We start from the raw sequence: 22804 nt of genomic DNA on the forward strand, positions 1-22804 counted from the left end.
CCATCGGCCTCGGCGAGGCCCGCGCGATCGCCGAGTACGGCGCCGAGCGCGTCGCCGTGTACGACTACGGCCTCGGCGTCGCTCTCGGCGTCCACCGACGGGGTCGCCTCGTCGGTGGCCTCGGTCTCCGCGGCCTGGACCTCGGGCGCCTCCTCGGCGGGAGCCTCGGGCTCGGACGCCGACGCGGCTCCGGAGCCGTCGCCGATGCGCACCAGCTCGGCGCCGACCTCGACGGTCTCGTCCTCCTGGACGAGGATCTCCTCGATCACTCCCGCGACGGGCGACGGGATCTCGGTGTCGACCTTGTCGGTCGAGACCTCGAGCAGGGGCTCGTCCACCTCGACGCGGTCCCCGACGTTCTTCAGCCAGCGGGTGACCGTTCCTTCCGTGACACTCTCTCCGAGTGCCGGGAGGCTGACGGATTCGCTCATGAGCCTGTCTCCTTAAGACGCTTGTGTTTCGATGTCCAGCTTACTGATGCGGAAGCGGCGGGTCGCCGCACCGCAGTGGTTCTACAGGGCGTGCAGCGGCTTCCCGGCCAGAGCGAGGTGCGCCTCGCCGAGCGCCTCGTTCTGAGTGGGGTGCGCGTGCACGAGGGGCGCGACGTCCTCGGGGTGCGCCTCCCAGTTCACGATGAGCTGAGCCTCGCCGATCAGCTCTCCGACGCGGGCTCCGACCATGTGCACGCCGACGACGGGGCCGTCGACCAGGCGCACGACCTTCACGGAGCCGGTGGTCCCGATGATCGTGCTCCGGGCGTTGCCGCCGAGGCCGTAGTCGTACACGGCGACGCGCTCGGCGCCGTACTCGGCGATCGCGCGGGCCTCGCCGAGGCCGATGGAGGCCACTTCGGGGTCGCTGTAGGTCACCTTCGGGACGTTGACGTCCGAGACGACCTGCGGGCCCAGACCGGCGATCTCCTCCGCGACGAAGATCCCCTGCTGGAAGCTCCGGTGCGCGAGCTGGAGCCCCGGCACGATGTCGCCCACGGCGTACACCCCGGGGACGGAGGTCTGCAGGCGCTCGTCGGTCAGCACGTAGCCGCGGTCGAGGCGGACCCCGGCCTCCTCGAGGCCGATGCCCGCGGTCACCGGGCCGCGGCCGACGGCGACCAGCAGGATCTCGCCCTCCACCGTTGCGCCGCTCTCGAGCGACACGGAGACGCCGGCCCCGCTCTGGGAGACCGACGCGACACGGGATCCCAGCTGGAAGGCGATGCCCCGCTTGCGGAAGGCGCGCTCCAGCTGCTTGCTGACGCTCTCGTCCTCGTTGGGGACGAGGTGGGGGAGGGCCTCGACGATCGTGACCTCGGCGCCGAACGAGCGCCAGACGCTCGCGAACTCGACGCCGATCACTCCGCCGCCGAGGACGACGACGCTCGCGGGCACGTGGTCGAGCTCGAGAGCCTGGTCGCTCGTCAGGATGCGGCCGCCGATCTCGATCCCGGGGAGGGTGCGGGAGGCGGACCCGGTGGCGACGACGACCGACGCGCCGTGGAGCACGTGCTCGCCGACCGTCACGGTGCCCGGCGCGGTGAGGCGGCCCTCGCCCGTGACGACCGTGATGCCGCGCGACGACACGAGGCTCTGGAGCCCCTTGTACTTGCCGGCGACGACGCCTTCGCGATAGCGCGTGACGCTCGCCATGTCGATCCCGGTGAAGCTCGAGAGCACGCCGTACTTCTCTCCCTCGCGGGCGCCGTCCGCCAGCTCGGCGGCGTGCAGCAGTGCCTTGGTGGGCACGCACCCGCGGTGCAGGCAGGTGCCGCCGAGCTTGTCGCGCTCCACGAGCGCGACGCTCATCCCGAGCTGCGTCGCCCGGAGGGCCGCCGCGTACCCGCCGCTGCCACCTCCGAGCACGACCAGGTCGTAGCGCTCTTCCGACACCCAGTGACTCCCTCGCGACGTGCGGTCCCGCTTCCCGGCCGACCGGCTCCGGCGCTGAGCGCCGAGCGGATCGGGAGGGGGGACGAGGCGGGATCTCCCGCCCCATCGACCCTACTACGCGCTCGCGAAGCCCTCGGCCAGAGCGATCAGCGCGCGCACCGAGACTCCCGTGGCGCCGGCTCCGGTGAAGCCGTAGCCGCCGCCTCCGTTGCTCGAGGGGCCGGCGATGTCGAGGTGCGCCCACGGGATCGTGGTCGCGTCCTCGCCCTCGCCGCGCTTCCCGACGAACTCGCGGAGGAAGTGGCCGGCGAGGAGCATGCCGCCGGCGGTGTTGCCCGGCTTGACGTTCGCGATGTCGGCGATGTCCGAGTTGAGCAGCGGTCGCAGCTCCGCGGGGAGGGGCATGTGCCAGAAGGGCTCTCCCGCCGTGCGGGCGGCCTCGAGGACGCGGGAGACCAGCTCGTCGTCGCCCAGGGCGCCGACGGTCCGGTTGCCGAGGGCGACCACGGAGGCGCCGGTCAGCGTCGCGACGTCGATGATCGCGTCGGGCTGCTCCTCGCTGGCGGCGACGAGGCCGTCGGCGAGCACCAGCCGGCCCTCGGCGTCGGTGTTCAGCACCTCCACCGTGGTCCCGCCGCGCACGGTGAGCACGTCGTCCGGGCGGATCGCGGTCCCGGAGGGGAGGTTCTCGGCGATGCAGAGCCAGGCGGTCGCGCGGAGCGGGAGGCCGAGCTCAGCGATGGCGCGCACCACGGCGTACACGGTCGCCGCGCCCGCCATGTCGGTCTTCATCCCGATCATCGAGGCCGGCGGCTTGAGGGAGAGTCCGCCGCTGTCGAAGGTGATGCCCTTGCCGACCAGGGCGAGGTGGGTGCTCGCGCCTTCGGGCGCGTAGGCGACCTTCACGAGGCGGGGCGGGCGGGAGGAGCCGCTGCCGACTCCGAGGATGCCGCCGAACCCCTCCTCCGCGAGGGCCTCCTCGTCCCAGACGGTGACCTCGAGCGGCAGTCCCTCGGCGCCGGTCTGCACGGCCTCGGCCAGCGTCTGCGGGTAGAGGTGCGACGGGGGAGTGTTGACGAGGTCCTTCACCGTGCCGACCGCGCGGCCGAGCACGAGCGCCCGGTCCAGGACGGCGGGGTCGGCCGACTCGCCGCCGCCCAGCAGGACGACGTGCTCGACGGGCGCCTTCGCGGCGGCGGCGGTGCTGCCGCGGAAGGCGGTGAAGGAGTAGGAGCCGAGCGCGGCGCCCTCGGCGACCGCGGCGAGCGTGCCGTCGGAGCCGGCGGGGAGGGAGAGGGCCACGGAGGCGGACCCCGCGAGCAGGCGGACGGCGGCGCCCGCGGCGTTCCGCAGCGCGGTGTCGTCGGGCTCCGCCGAGCCGAGTCCGACGAGGACGATCACTCCGGCACGGACCGAGGACGGCACGCGGACGAGCGTCTCGGCGGCGCCGGTCGCGCCGAGCGCGGTCAGCGCGGGGGCCAGCTCCTCGAAGCCCTCCGCGCCGACGAGCCGGGGACCGTCGGGTCCCGGGGCGACGCCGAGGACGAGGGCGTCGGTGTCGATGTCGGAGGCGGGAACGGTCGAGTACTCGAGAGAGGAGAGGGGCATGGCGGCAATGCTAGGCGCTGTTCGCTGAGGGCTCAGCGGACCCGGCCGGGGCGCCGGGACCCCTGTTTAGACTGGACGCATGCTGGATCCGGAAGACCTGTTCGAGATCGAGGGCGACCTCTCCGAGATCCCGCGCGGGCTGCACCTCGTCGCGGGCCTGACCGGCTCGGCCGACGCCGGGGGAGCGGTGGGGCAGCTGGGGGAGTACCTCCTCGAGACCCTCGAGCACCGCGAGGTCGCGGTCTTCGACCAGGATCAGCTGCTCGACTACCGGGCCCGCCGCCCCATCATCACGTTCGACCAGGACCACCTCACGGACTACCGTCCGGCGATGCTTCGGCTCTCGCTCGCGCACGACGAGCTGCACCAGCCGTTCCTCCTGCTCACCGGCTTCGAGCCCGACTTCCAGTGGGAGCGGTTCACCCGGGCGGTGGTCTCCCTCCTCGAGCGGCTCGACGTCGCCTCGACGACGTGGGTCCAGGCGATCCCGATGCCCGTGCCGCACACCCGGCCCGTCGGCGTCACCGTGAGCGGGAACCGCGAGGACCTGATCGAGGCGATGTCGGTCTGGAAGCCGCACACGCAGGTGCCGTCGAACGTCCTCCACCTGCTCGAGCTGCGCCTCTACGAGCGCGGTCTGACCGTGGTCGGCTTCGCGCTGCTCATCCCCCACTACCTGTCGGACACCGAGTACCCGCAGGCGGCGGTCGCGGCGCTCGAGAGCATCTCGGCGTCGACCGGCCTCATCTTCCCGACGGACCGCCTGCGCGAGAGCGGGCGGGAGTTCCTCGGCAAGGTCGACGAGCAGGTCGGCGGCAACGACGAGCTGCAGAAGCTGGTCTCGGCCCTCGAGGCGCGGCACGACACCTACATGGAGGGGACGAGCCTCCGCTCGCCGCTCACCGACGAGGACGGCTTCGTGCCCAGCGCCGACGCGATCGCCGCCGAGCTCGAGAAGTTCCTCGCGATCCGCCGCCCGGGCGAGGAGCCCACCGCCACCTGAGCGGCCGTAGGATCGGGCGAGTGCGTGATCGTCGAGCCTGGTTCGTCTTCGGTGCCGGAGCGTTCGCCTACCTCGTGGCGGTCCTGGACCGCACGACGCTGGGCGTCGCAGGAGTGGACGCCGCGGAGCGGTTCGGGGTGGCCGCCGCCGTCCTCTCGTCGCTCGCCGTCGTCCAGCTGATCGTCTACGCCGGGATGCAGATCCCGGTCGGGATCCTCATCGACCGGTTCGGCCCGCGGACCCTGATCCTCTCGGGCACGGCCCTGATGATGGCGGGCCAGGTCGTGGTCGCGATCGCGCCGGGCATCGGCGTCGCGATCGTCGGGCGGATCCTGCTGGGAGCCGGGGACGCCGCGATCTTCACCTCCGTGATCCGCCTCACGGTGACCTGGTTCAGCGGACCGATCGTGCCGCAGCTCTCGCAGTGGATCGGCAACATCGGCCAGGTGGGCCAGATCCTCTCCGCACTCCCGTTCGCGGCGATCCTCCACACTCTCGGCTGGGAGCCCGCGTTCCTCAGCGCCGCCGGCCTCGGGGCCGTGTCCTTCCTCGGCGTGCTCCTCCTGGTCGCCGACGTCCCGCCGCGCACCGAGCCGATCACGGTGGTGCCCCCGACCCTCCGAGCGACGATCGCGCAGCTCGGAGTGAGCCTGCGCCGGCCGGGGACGCAGCTCGGCTTCTGGTCGCACTTCGTCACGCAGTCCTCCGGCACGGTCTTCACGCTGCTCTGGGGCTACCCCTTCCTCGTCTACGCGATCGGCCTGCCGCCGACCGTCGCCGCGCCGACCCTCACGATCGTCGTGATCGCGGGGATCGTCGTCGGGCCGGTGCTCGGCGTCCTGACCGCCCGCCACCCCATGCGCCGCAGCAACCTCGTGCTCGGGATCGTCTCGGCGATGGCGGCCGCCTGGACCGTCGTGCTGCTCTGGCCCGGCGTCCCGCCGTACTGGCTCGTCGTGCTGCTCCTGATCGTCGTCGGAGCAGGCGGCCCCGGCTCGATGATCGGGTTCGACTTCGCCCGCACGTTCAACCCCTCGCGGAGCCTCGGCGCGGCCAACGGAGTCGTCAACGTGGGCGGGTTCCTGGCCAGCTTCACGATGATGTTCGCGATCGGCCTGATCCTCGACGCACTGGCCGGTCCCGGCGCCTCCTCGGAGCAGACCTACTCGCTCGAGCACTTCCGCCTGGCGTGGTGCGTGCAGTACGTGGTGGTCGGCGCCGGAGTCGTCGGACTCGTCGTCGCGCGCCGCCGGACCCGCCGCCGCCTGGCCGAGGACGAGGGAATAACCGTGGCCCCTCTCTGGGTTGCACTGAGTGACCGGCTGCGCCGCGGCCGCGCGGGGCGCTGACGGTCGTCCCCGTCGATCCGCCCTTCTGTAGACGCGATGTCCCAGAGGAACAGCCCGGATCCCGCCGGATCGAGCCCCACTCGCACCGCACCGCACGGCTGCACTACTCAGACGTGCAATAATTGTCAATAGGACCCGTTCGGGTCGAGGAGCACCAGGCCCACGTCGGGCGTGCGACGTCCTCGACTTGACATGGGTCCTCGTAATGCCCACCGACGGACGACGCCCTCCCGCGCCGCCCGCCCCCGGGACGCAACGGATGGAGAGGTGCCGCCATGGCCACCAGAGCTACCAAGACCGCAACGCTCGACGCCGTCGACGACGACGTGACGACGACCACCAAGAAGCCCGCGACGCGCAAGCCCGCGGCGAAGACCACGGCGGCCAAGACCACCGCGGCCAAGACGACCCGCTCGCGCGCCACGACCAAGGCCGCCGCTCCCGCCGACACCGAGGAGGAGCCGACCGACGCCGTCGAGCCCGACGAGGCAGCGGAGGAGGAGGAGACCGAGGTCGTCGCCGAGGACACCGAGACCGACGCGAAGGACGACGCGGAGACGCCGGAGGCCCCGGCCGCCGCTGCCGTCGCCGCTCCGGCCGAGCCGCTCCCGAGCGGTGCGCTCGTCCTGTCGTTCGGCGGAGAGGACGACGAGGTCCCGGTCTACTCGACCGCGATCACCGGGGCCACCGCCGACCCGGTCAAGGACTACCTGAAGCAGATCGGCAAGGTCGCGCTCCTGAACGCGGCCGAGGAGGTCGAGCTCGCGATGCGCATCGAGGCCGGCCTGTTCGCCGAGGACAAGCTCGCCAACTCGACCGACCTCAGCCCGGAGCTCGTCCGCGAGCTGCGCTGGGTCGCGAAGGACGGCCAGCGCGCGAAGAGCCACCTGCTCGGAGCGAACCTCCGGCTCGTCGTCAGCCTCGCGAAGCGCTACACCGGTCGCGGGATGCAGTTCCTCGACCTCATCCAGGAGGGCAACCTGGGCCTCATCCGCGCGGTCGAGAAGTTCGACTACACCAAGGGCTTCAAGTTCTCGACCTACGCCACGTGGTGGATCCGCCAGGCGATCACCCGCGCGATGGCCGACCAGGCCCGCACCATCCGCATCCCGGTGCACATGGTCGAGGTCATCAACAAGCTGGCCCGCGTGCAGCGCCAGATGCTCCAGGACCTGGGCCGCGAGCCCACGCCCGAGGAGCTCTCGCGCGAGCTCGACATGACCCCCGAGAAGGTCATCGAGGTGCAGAAGTACGGGCGCGAGCCGATCTCGCTGCACACGCCCCTGGGTGAGGACGGCGACAGCGAGTTCGGCGACCTCATCGAGGACACCGAGGCGGTCGTCCCGGCCGACGCCGTGGGCTTCACCATGCTGCAGAAGCAGCTGGAGTCGCTGCTCGACTCGCTCTCGGAGCGCGAGGCCGGCGTGATCCGCATGCGCTTCGGCCTCGGCGACGGAATGCCGAAGACGCTCGACCAGATCGGCGACACCTTCGGCGTGACGCGCGAGCGCATCCGTCAGATCGAGTCCAAGACGATGGCCAAGCTCCGCCACCCGTCCCGCTCGCAGTCGCTCCGCGACTACCTCGAGTAGGCCGGTGATCCGCTACGCGCCGGCGGTCCTCCTCGGGAGGGCCGCCCGGTTCGCCGCGCGGGTCCGGAAGCCCGGCGGGGGATCCGCCGTGCCCGGACTCGTGGTGAACCGCGTCGCGCCCGGATTCCTGCCCGCGGTGCTCGACGGGTTCCGGGACGGCCTCGTGGTCGTCACGGGATCGGCGGGCAAGTCGACCACGACCAAGATGCTGGTCGCGGTGCTCCGCGCGCACGGGCTCCGGGTCTTCACCAACCCCTCGACGGCCAACATCGCCCAGGGGCTGACCTCCGCGCTCCTGGAGCGGGCGGACCTCCGCGGACGGATCGATGCCGACATCGCCGTCCTCGAGATGGACGAGGGTCACGGCGCGCGCCTCGCGCCCCGGATGCGCCCCCGCGTCGTCCTGCTGACGAACGTGGTGGTCGACCAGATCGACCGCTTCTTCGATCCGGCCATGGTCGCCCGGATGCTCGGCACCATCGCCTCCCGCGCGACCGGTCCCGTCGTGCTGAACGCCGACGACCGCCACGTCGCCGATATCGCGACCTCCCTCCCCGACGAGCGGATCCGCTGGTACGGCGTCTCCTCCTCCGTCCGCGACTCCGCGTCCGGCGGTCTCGGCTACGCCGCAGAGGCGGAGGCCGGGACCGACCGTGCGACCACCGTCGTCGAGAGCACGACGGGAGCGGCCGCGCGCATCATCAGCGACGGCGACCCGCTCGAGGTCCGGCTCCCCGCGCGGGGCGTCCACTACGCGGTGGACGCCGCCGCGGCCGTCTCCACGGCCCGCGCCGTGCTCGCTGAGCGCTTCGACCCGGCCCTCGCCGCCTCCGCGCTCTCGAGCATCGACCCCGTCTTCGGGCGGGGCGAGATCGTCACCGTGCGCGGCCACGAGGTCGAGTTCGTCCTGGTCCAGAACCCGGCGAGCTACCGCCTGAACATCGCGGAGATCCCCGAGGGGACCGAGCAGATCATGCTCGCGATCGGCTCCGACGTCCGAGACCCCTCCTACTTCTGGCCCGTGGACACCTCTGTGCTCGGGCACGTCAGAGTCGTCTCGGGGTCGAAGGCGCACGAGGCGGCGCTGCACCTGCGCTACGACGGCGTCCGCGTCGACTCCGTCGACGAGGACCTGGGCCGCGCGCTCGACGCGTTCCTCGCTCTGCCGACCCCCGCCTCCGGCCGGAAGACCATCGTCTTCTCGGCCGATTCGATGCGCCGCACCCGTGCGCACCTGCAGCTCGTCACCAACCGCGAGGAGACCGCGTGACCACCCTCCGCATCGCCGTGCTCGCTCCCGACGTCCTGGACAGCAACGGCGACGCGGCGAACGCCCGGGTCCTCGCGGCTCGGGCGCGCTGGGCGGGGGTCGAGGCGGAGGTGGTGCCGCTGGCGGCCGCCTCCGACGCCGAGGTCCGTCCGGACGTCCTGGTCGCCGGGACGGGAGCGGACGAGGACCTCCCGGGCGTCCTGGCCCTCCTCCACGAGATCGCGCCGACGCTGCGGGCCTGGGTCGACCAGGGCACTCAGGTGGTCGCGGTCGGAGCCGGCTGGGAGATGCTGGCCGGTTCGATCAGCACGGCCGCGGGCGGAGCCCGGGGGATCGGGCTGTTCCCCGGAGACTCGGTCACGGGCGAGCGCGCGACCGACGACCTCCTCGTCGAGACGCCGGGCGGTGTCCTCGTCGGCTTCGAGAACCACGAGCGCCGGATGACCGGGATCCCGCTCGAGCACGCGCTCGGCCGAGTGCTGCACGGCACCGGCGACGGCGCCGGCCACGAGGGCTACGCGGTGGGAGGCCTTCTGGGCACGCACCTGCACGGCCCCGTCCTCGCGAAGAACCCCTCGCTCGCGGACGCGATCCTGCGGCGCGCCCTCGGCGACGCCTATTCCCCGTCGGACGAGCGTCTCCGCCTGGTCGATGAAACGGCACGAGCCGCTCGCGAAGTGATCGCGAAGCGGCTCGGTGTCGGTCGGTAGGGCGCTGACGCGCCGTCCGGGCTGATCGGGGACGCGCTAGGGGCGCTGCTCCTCGAAGAGCCGGGCGGACTCGTCGTGCCAGCTCTGGGCGATGCTGGAGAGCTTCTCCTGGTACTTCTTCCCGTGGTGCGCGCAGAACAGCAGTTCTCCGTTGTTCACGACCACTCGGATGTACGCCTGGGCACCGCAGCTGTCGCAGCGGTCGGCGGCGGAGAGCTGGTGGGCACCGGCGAGCTCGTCCACGCCGTTCTGGGTTGCTGTGGTCGACATGACTTGGCCTCCTGCACTCGGTCTTCGATCTCTGCTTAGTGGAACCCATCCAAGCACGCGATTGTTTCCGCACGGAGTCGATCGGTCGGCATTTCGCTCTGCGCGTAGGGGCCCCGCGCCGAGCGGCCATCGTGCTGTCGCCGGGTGCCGCGCCACCGCGGCCGGAGCGGTTCCCGAAAGTAGACTGGGCGGATGGCCTCCACCGACTACAACGCCCGTCACCTCTCCGTCCTCGAGGGTCTCGAGGCGGTCCGGAAGCGGCCCGGCATGTACATCGGATCGACCGACTCGCGCGGCCTCATGCACTGCCTCTGGGAGGTCATCGACAACTCCGTCGACGAGGCGCTGGCCGGGCACGGGACCGAGATCAGCGTGCTCCTGCACGCCGACGGCAGCGTCGAGGTGCGCGACCGCGCGCGCGGGATCCCGGTCGACATCGAGCCGAAGACGGGGCTCTCCGGAGTCGAGGTCGTGTTCACGAAGCTGCACGCGGGCGGCAAGTTCGGCTCGGGGTCCTACGCGGCGTCCGGCGGTCTGCACGGCGTCGGCGCCTCCGTGGTCAACGCGCTCTCGGAGCGCCTGGACGTCGAGGTCGACCGCAACGGCCGCACCTACCGGATGTCGTTCCACCGGGGGGAGCCCGGGCGCTTCGCCGACGCGGGCGAGCCCACCCCCGACGCTCCGTTCACGCCGTTCGAGAACGGGTCGGAGCTGACGGTCGTCGGGAAGGTCGCCAAGGGCGTCACCGGTACGCGCGTGCGCTACTGGGCCGACCGCCAGATCTTCACGAAGGGCGCCTCGTTCCAGACGGACGACCTGGTGACGCGGGCCCGGCAGACCGCGTTCCTCGTCCCCGGCCTGACGATCGACATCGTCGACGACCGGGCGGACGAGCGCCGCGCCGAGATGTTCCGCTACGACGGCGGCATCTCGGAGTTCGTCGAGTTCCTCGCCCCCGACGCCCCCGTGACCGAGGTGCTGCGCCTCACCGGCTCCGGCACCTTCACCGAGACCGTGCCGGTGCTGACCCCCGGCGGCGCCATGGTGCCCACCGAGGTGGAGCGCACCTGCGAGGTCGACATCGCCCTGCGCTGGGGCACCGGCTACGAGACGGTGATGCGCAGCTTCGTGAACATCATCTCGACGCCCAAGGGCGGGACGCACCAGACCGGCTTCGAGCAGGGCCTGCTGAAGCTGCTCCGCTCCCAGGTGGAGGCGAACGCCCGCCGCCTCAAGGTCGGCTCGGACAAGCTCGAGAAGGACGACGTCCTCGCCGGGCTCAGCGCCGTGCTGACCGTGCGGCTCCCGGAGCCGCAGTTCGAAGGCCAGACGAAGGAGGTGCTGGGCACGCCCGCCGTCCGCGCGATCGTCGCCTCCACCATCGCCTCGACGCTGGGCGCGGTGTTCTCCTCGACGCGCCGCGAGGACAAGGCGCAGACCTCCCAGCTCCTCGAGAAGGTCGTCGCCGAGATGAAGTCGCGGATCTCGGCCCGCGCGCACAAGGAGACGCAGCGCCGCAAGAACGCGCTGGAGTCCTCCTCCCTTCCGGCGAAGCTGGTCGACTGCCGCAGCAGCGACGTCGAGAACAGCGAGCTCTTCATCGTCGAGGGCGACTCCGCCCTCGGTACCGCCAAGCTCGCCCGCAACAGCGAGTACCAGGCCCTGCTGCCGATCCGGGGGAAGATCCTCAACACGCAGAAGGCGAGCATCGCCGACATGCTCTCGAACGCCGAGTGCGCCTCGATGATCCAGGTGATCGGAGCCGGCTCCGGCCGCTCCTTCGACCTCTCGGCCGCCCGCTACGGGAAGATCATCCTGATGAGCGACGCCGACGTCGACGGCGCCCACATCCGCACCCTGCTGCTCACGCTCTTCTTCCGCTACATGCGGCCGCTCGTCGAGGCGGGGCGCGTCTTCGCCGCCGTGCCTCCGCTGCACAGGCTCGTGGTGATGAACGCGGGGAAGAAGCCGAACGAGACGATCTACACCTACTCCGAGAAGGAGCTGCAGAGCGTCCTCGCGGCCCTCGGCAAGGCGGGCCGCCGCTACCAGGACCCGATCCAGCGCTACAAGGGGCTCGGCGAGATGGACGCGGACCAGCTGGCCACGACGACCATGGACCGCTCCCGCCGCACCCTCCGCCGGGTGCGGGTCGCCGACGCCGAGAACGCCGGCCGGGTGTTCGAGCTGCTGATGGGCAACGACGTGGCGCCCCGCAAGGAGTTCATCGTCCGCGGGTCCGAGTCGCTGTCGCGGGACCGCATCGACGTCTGAGCCGCGGGGCTCAGAACACCTCGGGCGCCGCTCCGATCGTCGCGATCGGCGCCGCGAGGGCCACGCCGGAGCCGTCGCGCTTCATCCCGGAGTCGGGCAGCGCGGCCACCGAGCCGTCGGCCTCGAGGGCGTGCGCGGGACCGGGGCCGACCCACGCCACTCCGAGGGCGGTCTCTCCCTTGAGGAAGCGCTGCGCGCGGACTCCGCCGGTGGCCCTGCCCTTGGCGGGGAACTCCGAGAACGGCGAGACCTTCGCACTGCCGGTGTCGGTCCCCGAGAGGGCCCAGCTGTCGACGGCGACCGTCGCGACGACGGCCTCGTCCCGGTCTTGGGCGGCGACGACGGCGAAGTGCACGACGTCGTCGGTCTCGGCCAGCTTGACCCCGGCCATCCCCGCGGCCGTCCTGCCCTGAGGGCGGACGGCGGACGCGGAGAAGCGCAGCAGCTGGGCCTCGCCGGTGACGAAGACCAGCTCGTCCTCCTCCGCAGACGGAGCCGCGCCCACGACGGCGTCCTTCGGCTTCAGGGCGATGAGCTCGATGTCCGGGCGGTTGGGCAGCTCGCCCGGCGCGACGCGCTTGACGACGCCCTGCTGGGTGCCGAGCGCGATCGGCCGCTCGTCGTCGAGGGCGACGAGCGCGAGCACCCGCTCGTCCTTCGCCAGGTGCGGGAGGTAGTCGTTCATGCGCACGCCCGCGCCCAGCTGCACCGAGGAGGAGGGGACGGCGGGCACGTCGACCGGCGAGAAGCGGAGGAGCCGACCGGCGCTGGTGACCGCGCCGATCTCCGTCCGGCTGGTCGTGTCGAGCACGCTGAGGACGGCGTCGTGCTTCGAGCGGCGCGTGGCGCGCTCGGGGTGGGGAGCGGCCTCGGGGTCGCGGTCGACCCGCACCATGCGGCCGGTGGTGCTCAGCAGCACCCGGCAGGGCACGTCCGCGATCTCGAGCACCGCGGCGGCCTTCCGCCCGGTGGTGGCGACGGAGGGGCGCGCCTCGGTGAGCAGGGTGCGCCGCGGGGTCCCGAGGCGCTGGGCGACCTCGTCGAGCTCGTCCGAGACCAGCTCGTCGATCCGTGATCGGCTGGCGAGGAGGGCCTCGAGCTCGGCGATCTCGGCGAGGAGGGTGTCGCGCTCGGTCTCGAGCTCGATGCGCGAGAACTTCGTGAGGCGGCGGAGCTGGAGCTCGAGGATGTAGTCGGCCTGCAGGGTGCTGAGGTCGAAGACCTCGATCAGCCGGGCCCGCGCCGCCGCGGTGTCGTCGCTCCCGCGGATCAGCTGGATGACCTCGTCGATGTCGAGGATCGCGATGAGCAGGCCCTCGACCAGGTGCAGCCGCTCCTGGCGCTTGCGCAGTCGGTAGCGGGTCCGCCGGGTGACGACCTGCACCCGGTGGCCGATGTAGACCTGCAGCAGCTCCTTCAGGCCGAGGGTGCGCGGGCCGCCGTCGACCAGCGCGACGTTGTTGATCGAGAACGCGTCCTCGAGGGGCGTGTAGCGGTAGAGCTGCTCGAGGACGGCCTCGGGGCTGAAGCCGGTCTTGATCCCGATGACGAGCCGGAGGCCGTTGTCCCGGTCCGTCAGGTCGGTGACGTCCGAGATGCCGCTGAGCTTCTTGTTCTGGACGCCGTCCTTGATCTTGTCGATGACCTTCTCGGCGCCGACGAGGTAGGGCAGCTCGGTGACGACCAGGCCGGACTTGCGCGCGGTGATGCTCTCGACCGAGACGCGGGCGCGGGTCTTGAAGCCGCCCCGGCCGGTCGCGTAGGCGTCGCGCACGCCGGCGAGGCCGACGATCGTGCCACCGCTCGGGAAGTCCGGTCCCGGGACGAACGACATCAGGTCGTCCAGGGACGCGTCGGGGTGGGCGATCAGGTGCCGAGCCGCCCCGATCACCTCCACGAGGTTGTGGGGCGCCATGTTCGTCGCCATGCCGACGGCGATGCCGCTGGCCCCGTTGACCAGCAGGTTCGGGAACGCGGAGGGGAGGACCTCGGGCTGGTCGTGCGAGTTGTCGTAGTTCGGGACGAAGTCGACGACGTCCTCGCCGAGGTGCTCGGTCATGGCCGTGGCGGCCGGCGCGAGGCGGGCCTCCGTGTAGCGGGCCGCGGCCGGGCCGTCGTCGAGGGAGCCGAAGTTACCGTGCCCGTCGACGAGGGCGACCCTCATCGTGAACGGCTGGGCGAGGCGCACGAGGGAGTCGTAGATCGAGGCGTCGCCGTGCGGGTGCAGCTTGCCCATCACCTCGCCGACCACGCGGGCCGACTTCACGTGGCCGTGATCGGGCCGCAGCCCCATCTCGCTCATCATGTAGAGGATCCGGCGCTGCACCGGCTTGAGGCCGTCGCGGGCGTCGGGCAGGGCCCGCGAGTAGATGACCGAGTACGCGTACTCGAGGAAGGACCCCTCCATCTCGGCCGAGACGTCGACGTCCTCGATGCGCTCGGTGAGCGAGGATCCGGAGGAGGGGGCTGCAGCGTTCATGACTCGATTCGGTGGCGGGCGCGGGACGGCGGCGGGGGACTGCACCGCCCTGCGGCGCTCGACGGGACGGCCGGAGCGGAGACGGCGCCTCGCGGACGGGACCGGCCCTCCCGTTCACGCGGACGCTCCGCCGTACCGGCCCGGCGGGGACGGCGGCGCTGTGCGAAACTGGGCGCGATGACCCACATGCTACCGCCAGCCCCCGACGGGCGGCGGAGCCTCGCCGACGTCCTGCCGGGCACCCTCGACGCGCTCCTGGGCCGCCCCGGCCTCTTCGGCTCGCCCCGCGTCGAGCGGATCGTGGTCGTCCTCGTCGACGGCCTGGGTGCCGCGAACCTCCGCCAGCGCGGGGGCCACTCGCGCACACTCGCTCCGGCCCTCAACCGCGGGACCACGCTCGTCTCGGGCTTCCCGACGACCACCGCGGCGGCCCTGGCGAGCCTGACGACGGGCCTGCGCCCGGGCGGGCACGGGATGGTCGGCTACCGCGTGCTCGACCGCGCCTCCGACCGCCTGGTCAACCAGCTCTCCGGCTGGGACGAGGGCATGGTGCCCGAGACGTGGCAGCCCCATCCCACGGTCTTCGAGCAGGCCTCGGCCGCCGGTGTCCGGGCCGGAGTGATCGGCCCCGCGCGGTACGCCCGCTCCGGTCTCACGCGGGCGATCCTGCGCGGCGCCGAGTACCACTCCGCCGGCGGCGTCGCCGAGCGCTTCACGGCGGCGCGCGCCCTGCTCGACGAGGGCGGCCGGCAGCTCGTGTACCTCTACGTCCCCGAGCTCGACCAGGCGGCGCACGCGCGCGGCTGGGAGTCGCCGGAGTGGACGGCAGCCCTCGAGCTCCTCGACGGCGAGGTCGGCGGAGCGGTCCGCGGGCTCTCCACCCGCGAGAGCATGCTCGTCACCGCCGACCACGGCATCGTGGACGTCCCGGCGTCCTCGCACGTGCTCGTCGAGCGGGGACCGCTGGTCGAGGGCGTCCGGCACCTCGGCGGAGAGCCCCGCTGCCTGCAGCTGCACCTCGAGCCGGGTGTGGACCCCGAGGAGGTGGCGCGGCGCTGGATCGAGGCGGAGGGCGCACGCGCCTGGGTCGCGACACGCGACGAGGTCGCTGCGAGCGGCTGGTTCGGCGAGGTCTCGCCGGTGGCGGCCGAGCGGATGGGCGACGTGTTCGTCGCGGCACGGAGGACCATCGCCTACTACGCGGCGGACGACTCCTCCGGCCGCTCGATGATCGGGCAGCACGGGTCGCTCACGCCGGAGGAGACGCAGGTGCCGCTCCTCCGCTACGGCGCGCTGGCCTGAGCCGGGCCGAGGGCACGGGGGCACGGTCCGCCCGGCGGAGCCGCCCGCCCGCGGAGGGTCAGTCGTCGCTGCGCGCTCCGAAGACGATCTCGTCCCAGCTCGGCATCGACGCCCGCCCCCGGCGGAGGCTCCCGCGCACGCCCGACGGCTGCTCGGGGACCGGGGGAGCGGTGCGCGGCGGCTCCGGTGCCTTCTCGACGGGAGGAGCGGCCTCGGCCTCGGGCTCCGGCTCCTCGCGGACGCGGAGGCTCGAGGCGTGATCGCGCTCGCCCCGGCGGCGCCGCAGGGCGTCGAGCAGGTCGGCGGTGTCGTTGAGGTTGCGCTCGCGCTGCTCCGTCGTGCTCGTGACGGGGCGGGGGAGCGTCGAGATCGGGCGCGGGGTCTCGGAGAGGGCCGGCTGCGGCTCCGTGTCGGAGGGACGGACGGCGGCCGGCCGGGCGTGCGGCATCGCGGCGGGGCGGCCTGCCGTGGGGTGGTCGGCCCGGGCGGAGCGGCTCGGCGCCTCCGCGGACTCCGGGTCGAAGCGCGTGGCGAGCTCGTCGACGGCGGCGGGGATGACGGCGCGCAGGCGCGGGATGAGGGTCGGCCGGATCTCGCCCTGCTGCGAGAGCGTGATCGCCTCGGAGGTCAGCGGCGACAGCAGCGCCTTCCGCGGGTCGAAGCGCCAGCGGGCGTCGTGGTCGATCTCGTCCGAGCGGAAGAGGAGCTTGACGACCCAGCCCTCCTCCTCCTTCCAGCTCGACCACTGCTCGCCCTCGGCGCCGAGCGATGCGAGGCGGTCGCGGATGACGTCGCCGAAGGGCGTGCCCTCCTCGAGGGGATCGGGGTCGGTGGTCGTGTAGACGCGCACGGCGAGAGCGGACGCGACGATGTGCTCGCGCTCAGCCGTGACGGGTCCCTCGAAGCGCTGGACGTAGCCCAGGTCGGCGCCCGTGAGCTCGGCGACCTCCTCGGCGGAGAGCCCGGAGCGGATGTGGGCCTGGATCTCGCGGGGGGAGACGCGCTTCTCGCGCGGCGGGAGGGTGTGGACCCGCGGCCGCAGCTGGCTCTGCAGCGTCTCGTCGATGCGGACCGAGAAGCGCTCGCCGCCCTCGGACACGAGGACGAGCGATCCGCCCTCGACGCCGATCACCTTCAGTTCCATCATCGTGGGGACCCTCCTTCTGGACGCGGACCGGGCAAGGATGCCACGCGCCCGGGCGATCGGCCGGGAATACCCCGGGCGGGTCGAAAGTTGGTGCGGAAGGAGGCGGGGCGAGCGGGTGTCAAGAGCCGTTCGAGGTGGTTTGCGAATCGATGCGTCGTGATGCACACTGACCCCGCCGATTTGTTGAACAGCAGAAATAAGAAGTGGATGGGAATGGCTACGGACTACGACGCCCCCCGCAAGACCGATGACGACTCCGAGTCGATCGAGGCCCTGAAGGAGCGAGTCCCCGACAAGATGTCCGGAGTCGTCGACGTCGATGACGCCGACAACCCGGGCGGATTCGAACTGCCCGGTGCCGATCTGTCCGACCTCGATCTGGACGTCGTGGTCCTTCCGCCCCAGGCGGACGAGTTCACGTGCGTGAGCTGCTTCCTCGTGAAGCACCGCTCGCAGATCGACCACGAGGAGAAGCTCGGACCGATCTGCCTGGAGTGCGCCGCTTAAGCGCCTCCCGGCTCCGAAGGACGACCGCTCCGTCGCCGTGATCCCCGGATCGCGGCGACGATGTCGTCCGGGCGGCGGGTGGAGACCAGCCAGTACGGCGTGGGGTCGGCCGGATCCTCGATCGGGACCCGCACCACATCCTTCACCCAGCCGCGGATGACCAGGTACGCCCGCGCGTCCAGGCGCGTCCCCCGCTCGGCGAACGCCTGGTCCCCCGAGTAGGAGGACGGCTCGCCCACGAGGTCCAGCGGGATGTGGGCGCTGCCTGCGCGCAGCTCCCCCTCCGCCACCTCGATCACGGGGGAGAGGGCCAGCAGCGACAGCACGCAGCCCGCGTACAGAACGATCGCGACGATCACCCCCACCGCGAAGTCGATGGGCGCGAACACCAGGATGCTGGCGGGGATCACGAGGGCGGTGGCGACGAAGAGCCAGGGCGCGGGCCACAGCCTCTCTCGGTAGGACGGCATGACCCTATTGGATCAGACGTTTGGTCTACCCTCGTCACGTGCCTGCAACCGTCGACGTCCCGATCACCGCGGACCGGCTCCCCTCCTACGCCCGTCCGGGCGACGCGGGAGCCGATCTCCACTCGACGGAGGACGTGGTGCTCGCCCCCGGTGAGCGCGCCTCCGTCGGCACCGGGGTGGCCGTCGCCCTCCCGGAGGGCCACGCCGGCTTCGTCGTCCCCCGCAGCGGGCTGGCCTTCAGGCACGGCATCACCGTCGTCAACGCCCCCGGAACGATCGACGCGGGCTACCGCGGCGAGATCCGGGTGGCGCTGCTGAACACCGACAGCCGCGAGACGTACCGCGTCTCGGCGGGGGACCGGATCGCGCAGCTCGTGATCGTCCCCGTCGTCCAGGCGAGGTTCACGGCCGTCGACGAGCTTCCCGAGTCGGTCCGCGGCACGGGCGGCTTCGGATCCACCGGGTACGCCGCCGGCGCCCAGGAGACCAGAATCCACGAGGAGAGCGCATGAGCGACATCCAGTCCACGACCGGCGAGGCCGCCGAGCCCGTCCAGCAGGACTTCGAGAAGTCGGCGCCGGAGGACCGCGCGGAGGCCGGGCCCCTGGACGAGCGCGAGGCCAACCCGGTCCGCCCCTACATCGACCTCGGCGGGGTGAAGGTGCTTCCCCGCGAGGGCATGCACATCCGCCTCGAGGTCGAGGAGGGGACCAAGCGCGTCATCGCCGTCGGCCTCGACTACGCAGGGTCGACGCTGCAGGTGCAGCCCTTCTCCGCGCCGCGCTCCTCGGGCCTCTGGCACGAGATCCGCGGCCAGATCGCCGAGCAGATCGGCCGTCAGGGCGGATCGACGACGGAGCGCGACGGCGTCTTCGGTCCGGAGCTCGTCGCCGAGCTCCCGATCGCCGGCGGCCAGACCCGCGTCGCCCGGTTCGTCGGCGTCGACGGTCCGCGCTGGTTCCTCCGCGGCGTGATCGCCGGAGCCGGAGCCGTCGACGAGCAGGCGGCCGCCTCGGTCGAGGAGCTCTTCCGCAGCATCGTCGTGGTCCGCGGCAGCGGCCCGATGCCTCCGCGCGACCTGATCCCGCTGAAGGTGCCGACCGGCAGCCAGACCCAGCAGAGCGCGAGCTGACGGGCATGGAGCCGGTGCGGCCCGAGGACCCGGCCCGATCGGAGGAGCCGGTCCGGCCCGAGGTCGGCGACGCGATCGCGCAGGCCGCCCGCCGCTCGGGACTCGGCGCGGTCGCCGACGGCGAGCCGTTCGACGGGAAGGCGCTGCTGCGCACCATGGGCGGCGTCCGGGGGATCCTCGAGGCCGTCGTGCCCGGCATAGCCTTCGTCCTGCTCTACACGGTCACCTCGGAGCTGGTGCTCTCGCTGGTCGCATCCGTCGGGCTCGCCGTGGCGTTCACGGTGGCGCGGGTGCTCGGCCGGACGCCGGTGATCCAGGCCGTCGGCGGACTGCTCGCCGTGGCGGTCTCGGCCGCACTGGCGCTGTTCACCGGGCGGGGCGTCGACAACTTCGCCCTGGGGCTGCTCACCAACCTCGTCTACGGGCTCGTCTTCCTCCTCTCCGTCCTCGTGCGCTGGCCCCTGATCGGAGTCGCCGCCGGCTTCCTGATGGGGGACGGCACCTCCTGGCGGTCCGATCGGCGCAAGCGCCGCCTCTTCGGCGCCCTGACCCTCGCGTGGGCGGGGCTCTTCCTCCTGCGCCTGGCCGTGCAGTACCCGCTGTTCCTCGCCGAGGACACCACGGCGCTGGGCATCTGGAAGCTGGCGCTGGGCCTGCCCCTGTACGCGCCGCTGCTGGTGCTCACCGTGCTCGCCGTCCGGGCCGAGTACCGCGGAGCCGGCGAGCGCGCCGATGCGGGCGATGCTCCGGATCGTGCATAGAATTGTCTCGACGTCGAGATAAATAGCGCTCGCCTCCCCGCACCGTCGCGTCGAGGTCGACCGGGTGCCTCGGCGTCGAGGAGTTAGGTCCTCCTTGGTGGCAGGCCGCTGTGCGCGGTCGTCAAGATGAGGACGGAGAGCGGCTCCGCCCGTCGGCGGACGCTGCAGTCAGCGAAGGAGAGGGCGACGTGTCCGCGGTAGACAGCTTTGGATCGAAAGACACCCTGAAGGTCGGCTCGACCGACTACGAGGTGTTCCGCATCGACCGGGTCCCCGGTCACGAGAAGCTCCCGTTCAGCCTCAAGGTGCTGCTCGAGAACCTCCTGCGCACGGAGGACGGCGCGAACATCACCGCCGACCACATCCGCGCCCTCGGCGAGTGGGTCCCGGAGTCGGAGCCCGACACCGAGATCCAGTTCACGCCGGCCCGCGTGGTCATGCAGGACTTCACCGGCGTGCCCTGCATCGTCGACCTCGCCACGATGCGCGAGGCCGTCGCTGCCCTGGGCGGCGACGCGAACCGGATCAACCCGCTCGCGCCCGCCGAGATGGTCATCGACCACTCCGTCATCGCCGACCTCTTCGGCACCGAGGACGCGCTCGAGCGCAACGTCGAGCTCGAGTACGAGCGCAACGGCGAGCGGTACCAGTTCCTCCGCTGGGGCCAGACCGCCTTCGACGACTTCAAGGTCGTCCCGCCCGGAACCGGCATCGTGCACCAGGTCAACATCGAGTACCTGGCCCGCGTCACCATGACCCGCGAGGTGGGCGGCGCGCTGCGCGCCTACCCCGACACCTGCGTCGGCACCGACTCGCACACGACGATGGTCAACGGCCTCGGCGTGCTCGGCTGGGGCGTCGGCGGCATCGAGGCCGAGGCCGCGATGCTCGGCCAGCCCGTCTCGATGCTCATCCCGAAGGTCGTCGGGTTCAAGCTCACCGGCTCGATCCCGACCGGCGTGACCGCGACGGACGTCGTGCTCACCATCACGCAGATGCTGCGCAAGCACGGCGTGGTCGGCAAGTTCGTCGAGTTCTACGGGGCCGGCGTCGCCGCGGTTCCGCTCGCGAACCGCGCCACCATCGGCAACATGAGCCCTGAGTTCGGCTCCACCGCCGCGATGTTCCCCATCGACGACGTGACCCTCGACTACCTGCGCCTCACCGGCCGCAGCGACGAGCAGATCGCCCTCGTCGAGCAGTACTCCAAGCTGCAGAAGCTCTGGCACGACCCCGCGGTCGAGCCGGTCTTCAGCGAGTACCTCGAGCTCGACCTCGGCACCGTCGTCCCCTCGATCGCCGGCCCGAAGCGCCCGCAGGACCGGATCGAGCTCTCGTCCGCCAAGACGCAGTTCGAGTCGGACCTCACCAACTACGCGGACGTCTCGCACGACATCGTCGACCTGACCATCGCGGAGTCGTTCCCCGCCTCCGACCCCGGAGAGCTGCAGCCGCAGGACGAGCACAGCAGCCACGAGCACACCCACCGCTCGCACGCGCCGGCGACTGCCTCCAAGCCGACCACGGTCGAGCTCGGCGAGGGCGGGACCTTCACCATCGACCACGGCGCCGTCGCGATCGCGGCGATCACCTCGTGCACCAACACGTCGAACCCGTCCGTCATGCTCGCGGCCGGACTGCTGGCCCGAAACGCGGCGCAGAAGGGCCTGAAGGCCAAGCCGTGGGTGAAGACCACGCTGGCACCCGGGTCGAAGGTCGTCACCGACTACTACGAGAAGGCCGGCCTGACCGAGTCTCTCGAGGCGCTCGGCTTCTACACGGTCGGCTACGGCTGCACGACCTGCATCGGCAACTCCGGCCCGCTGCTCGAGGAGATCTCGGCCGCGGTGCAGGGCAACGACCTCGCCGTGACCGCCGTGCTCTCGGGCAACCGCAACTTCGAGGGCCGCATCAACCCGGACGTGAAGATGAACTACCTGGCGAGCCCCCCGCTCGTCATCGCCTACGCGCTCGCCGGCTCGATGAACTTCGACTTCGAGGTCGACGCGCTCGGCACCGACTCCGACGGCAACGACGTGTTCCTCAAGGACATCTGGCCCGACGCGGCCGAGGTGCAGGCGACGATCGACTCGTCGATCGACAAGTCGATGTTCGACACGCAGTACGCGGGCGTGTTCGACGGCGACGAGCGCTGGCGCGCGCTGCAGACCCCCGAGGGCTCGATCTTCGAGTGGGACGAGTCGTCGACCTACGTGCGGAAGCCCCCGTACTTCGACGGCATGACGATGGAGACGACCCCGGTCACCGACATCGCCGGTGCCCGCGTGCTCGCCAAGCTCGGCGACTCCGTCACGACCGACCACATCAGCCCCGCCGGCTCGATCAAGGCCGACAGCCCCGCCGGCCGCTACCTCGACGAGCACGGCATCGACCGCAAGGACTACAACTCCTACGGCTCGCGCCGCGGCAACCACGAGGTGATGATCCGCGGCACGTTCGCGAACATCCGCCTGCGCAACCAGCTGCTCGACGGCGTGGAGGGCGGCTACACCCGCGACTTCACGCAGCCGGACGCCCCGCAGTCGTTCATCTACGACGCGTCGCAGAACTACCAGTCCGAGGGCACCCCGCTCGTCATCCTGGGCGGCAAGGAGTACGGCTCCGGCTCGTCGCGCGACTGGGCGGCCAAGGGCACGAGCCTGCTGGGCGTCAAGGCGGTCATCGTCGAGAGCTTCGAGCGGATCCACCGCTCGAACCTCATCGGCATGGGCGTCGTCCCGCTGCAGTTCCCCGCGGGCGAGAGCTGGGAGTCGCTGGGCCTGGACGGCACCGAGTCGATCAGCATCTCGGGCATCGAGGAGCTGAACGAGGGCGTGACCCCCAAGACGGTCCACGTCGTCGCCGAGCCGACCGAGCACTCGGCCGAGGGCAAGCAGACCGTCGAGTTCGACGCGGTCGTCCGCATCGACACCCCCGGTGAGGCGGACTACTACCGCAACGGCGGCATCCTCCAGTACGTGCTGCGCTCGCTCGTCTAGATCAGCCGCAGAACGTGTGCGCCTTCCCTGCGGGGGAGGCGCACA

19 protein-coding genes are annotated in these 22804 nt (G+C 71.8%); 12 read left to right on the forward strand and 7 right to left on the reverse strand.

The genetic code is table 11. The features are described 5' to 3' along the window. The 3 genes from C5C27_RS07125 to C5C27_RS07135 form a co-directional block, all read right to left on the reverse strand. Positions 1-431 (reverse strand): biotin/lipoyl-containing protein (locus C5C27_RS07125; RefSeq protein WP_308471188.1); only part of this gene is annotated, 431 nt, incomplete at its 3' end. Between the two features lie 81 nt (positions 432-512). Beyond that, positions 513-1886 (reverse strand): dihydrolipoyl dehydrogenase, encoded by a 1374-nt coding sequence (lpdA, locus tag C5C27_RS07130; RefSeq protein ID WP_104314005.1) that lies wholly within the window; start codon positions 1884-1886, stop codon positions 513-515. Between the two features lie 114 nt (positions 1887-2000). Then, positions 2001-3494, reverse strand: coding sequence for a leucyl aminopeptidase (locus C5C27_RS07135; protein WP_104314006.1), 1494 nt, complete (start codon positions 3492-3494; stop codon positions 2001-2003). A 79-nt stretch (positions 3495-3573) separates the two neighbouring features. Between C5C27_RS07135 and C5C27_RS07140 the strand changes: the two genes are divergently transcribed. From C5C27_RS07140 to C5C27_RS07160, 5 genes are all read left to right on the forward strand, one after another. Beyond that, positions 3574-4497, forward strand: coding sequence for a proteasome assembly chaperone family protein (locus C5C27_RS07140; protein ID WP_104314007.1), 924 nt, complete (start codon positions 3574-3576; stop codon positions 4495-4497). 20 nt (positions 4498-4517) lie between these two features. Beyond that, positions 4518-5846, forward strand: a complete 1329-nt coding sequence (locus tag C5C27_RS07145) for a nitrate/nitrite transporter (protein ID WP_104314008.1) — start codon at positions 4518-4520, stop codon at positions 5844-5846. A 275-nt stretch (positions 5847-6121) separates the two neighbouring features. Further along, the gene (locus C5C27_RS07150; protein WP_104232561.1) at positions 6122-7438 is read left to right on the forward strand and encodes an RNA polymerase sigma factor; all 1317 of its coding nucleotides are present in this window, start codon (positions 6122-6124) and stop codon (positions 7436-7438) included. A gap of 4 nt (positions 7439-7442) precedes the next feature. After that, positions 7443-8708 (forward strand): Mur ligase family protein, encoded by a 1266-nt coding sequence (locus C5C27_RS07155; protein WP_104314009.1) that lies wholly within the window; start codon positions 7443-7445, stop codon positions 8706-8708. Next, positions 8705-9418, forward strand: a complete 714-nt coding sequence (locus C5C27_RS07160; RefSeq protein WP_146079622.1) for a type 1 glutamine amidotransferase — start codon at positions 8705-8707, stop codon at positions 9416-9418. Before C5C27_RS07155 ends, C5C27_RS07160 begins: the two co-directional genes overlap by 4 nt. Positions 9419-9454: 36 nt before the next feature. Here C5C27_RS07160 and C5C27_RS07165 read toward each other — a convergent pair whose 3' ends face one another. Then, positions 9455-9688 (reverse strand): hypothetical protein, encoded by a 234-nt coding sequence (locus tag C5C27_RS07165; RefSeq protein WP_068212876.1) that lies wholly within the window; start codon positions 9686-9688, stop codon positions 9455-9457. 192 nt (positions 9689-9880) lie between these two features. Between C5C27_RS07165 and C5C27_RS07170 the strand changes: the two genes are divergently transcribed. Then, complete coding sequence (locus C5C27_RS07170) at positions 9881-11962, forward strand: type IIA DNA topoisomerase subunit B (protein WP_104225230.1); 2082 nt, start codon at positions 9881-9883, stop codon at positions 11960-11962. 10 nt (positions 11963-11972) lie between these two features. Here C5C27_RS07170 and C5C27_RS07175 read toward each other — a convergent pair whose 3' ends face one another. After that, entirely contained in the window at positions 11973-14441 is a 2469-nt protein-coding gene (locus C5C27_RS07175) for a DNA topoisomerase (ATP-hydrolyzing) subunit A (protein ID WP_104314011.1), read from the reverse strand. Positions 14442-14618: 177 nt separating this feature from the next. On the opposite strand from C5C27_RS07175, the gene C5C27_RS07180 reads away from it, so the two are divergent. Then, positions 14619-15743 (forward strand): alkaline phosphatase family protein, encoded by a 1125-nt coding sequence (locus tag C5C27_RS07180; RefSeq protein ID WP_258066539.1) that lies wholly within the window; start codon positions 14619-14621, stop codon positions 15741-15743. A 58-nt stretch (positions 15744-15801) separates the two neighbouring features. Here the strand turns inward: C5C27_RS07180 and sepH are convergent, their stop codons facing one another. Then, positions 15802-16890, reverse strand: a complete 1089-nt coding sequence (gene sepH, locus C5C27_RS07185; RefSeq protein WP_104238755.1) for a septation protein SepH — start codon at positions 16888-16890, stop codon at positions 15802-15804. Positions 16891-17103: 213 nt separating this feature from the next. On the opposite strand from sepH, the gene C5C27_RS07190 reads away from it, so the two are divergent. Further along, positions 17104-17397, forward strand: a complete 294-nt coding sequence (locus tag C5C27_RS07190) for a DUF4193 domain-containing protein (protein WP_055792269.1) — start codon at positions 17104-17106, stop codon at positions 17395-17397. Here C5C27_RS07190 and C5C27_RS07195 read toward each other — a convergent pair. Then, a complete protein-coding gene (locus C5C27_RS07195; protein WP_104314013.1) occupies positions 17394-17867 on the reverse strand; it encodes a DUF3093 domain-containing protein in 474 nt (157 codons plus the stop codon). The genes C5C27_RS07190 and C5C27_RS07195 overlap by 4 nt on opposite strands. 38 nt (positions 17868-17905) lie before the next feature. Between C5C27_RS07195 and dut the strand changes: the two genes are divergently transcribed. The 4 genes from dut to acnA all read left to right on the forward strand — a co-directional run bounded on the left by dut (position 17906) and on the right by acnA (position 22759). Beyond that, complete coding sequence (gene dut / locus C5C27_RS07200) at positions 17906-18379, forward strand: dUTP diphosphatase (RefSeq protein WP_104222105.1); 474 nt, start codon at positions 17906-17908, stop codon at positions 18377-18379. After that, positions 18376-18999 (forward strand): DUF3710 domain-containing protein, encoded by a 624-nt coding sequence (locus tag C5C27_RS07205; RefSeq protein ID WP_104222103.1) that lies wholly within the window; start codon positions 18376-18378, stop codon positions 18997-18999. The genes dut and C5C27_RS07205 overlap by 4 nt, the downstream gene beginning before the upstream one ends. Positions 19000-19004: 5 nt before the next feature. After that, the gene (locus tag C5C27_RS07210; RefSeq protein ID WP_104314014.1) at positions 19005-19760 is read left to right on the forward strand and encodes a DUF3159 domain-containing protein; all 756 of its coding nucleotides are present in this window, start codon (positions 19005-19007) and stop codon (positions 19758-19760) included. 188 nt (positions 19761-19948) lie between these two features. After that, complete coding sequence (gene acnA, locus C5C27_RS07215; RefSeq protein ID WP_104314015.1) at positions 19949-22759, forward strand: aconitate hydratase AcnA; 2811 nt, start codon at positions 19949-19951, stop codon at positions 22757-22759. Positions 22760-22804 lie beyond the last annotated feature (45 nt).

This window comes from Rathayibacter sp. AY2B7 (assembly GCF_002931635.1).
Taxonomy (GTDB): Bacteria; Actinomycetota; Actinomycetes; order Actinomycetales; family Microbacteriaceae; genus Rathayibacter.

Bases quoted from the DNA above. Each gene is read 5' to 3' on its own strand.
- C5C27_RS07135 (WP_104314006.1), bottom strand. From the start codon at position 3,494: ATGCCCCTCTCCTCTCTCGAGTACTCGACCGTTCCCGCCTCCGACATC.
- C5C27_RS07140 (WP_104314007.1), top strand. From the start codon at position 3,574: ATGCTGGATCCGGAAGACCTGTTCGAGATCGAGGGCGACCTCTCCGAG.
- C5C27_RS07150 (WP_104232561.1), top strand. From the start codon at position 6,122: ATGGCCACCAGAGCTACCAAGACCGCAACGCTCGACGCCGTCGACGAC.
- C5C27_RS07165 (WP_068212876.1), bottom strand. From the start codon at position 9,688: ATGTCGACCACAGCAACCCAGAACGGCGTGGACGAGCTCGCCGGTGCC.
- C5C27_RS07170 (WP_104225230.1), top strand. From the start codon at position 9,881: ATGGCCTCCACCGACTACAACGCCCGTCACCTCTCCGTCCTCGAGGGT.
- C5C27_RS07175 (WP_104314011.1), bottom strand. From the start codon at position 14,441: ATGAACGCTGCAGCCCCCTCCTCCGGATCCTCGCTCACCGAGCGCATC.
- C5C27_RS07180 (WP_258066539.1), top strand. From the start codon at position 14,619: ATGACCCACATGCTACCGCCAGCCCCCGACGGGCGGCGGAGCCTCGCC.
- sepH (WP_104238755.1), bottom strand. From the start codon at position 16,890: ATGATGGAACTGAAGGTGATCGGCGTCGAGGGCGGATCGCTCGTCCTC.
- C5C27_RS07190 (WP_055792269.1), top strand. From the start codon at position 17,104: ATGGCTACGGACTACGACGCCCCCCGCAAGACCGATGACGACTCCGAG.
- C5C27_RS07195 (WP_104314013.1), bottom strand. From the start codon at position 17,867: ATGCCGTCCTACCGAGAGAGGCTGTGGCCCGCGCCCTGGCTCTTCGTC.
- C5C27_RS07205 (WP_104222103.1), top strand. From the start codon at position 18,376: ATGAGCGACATCCAGTCCACGACCGGCGAGGCCGCCGAGCCCGTCCAG.
- C5C27_RS07210 (WP_104314014.1), top strand. From the start codon at position 19,005: ATGGAGCCGGTGCGGCCCGAGGACCCGGCCCGATCGGAGGAGCCGGTC.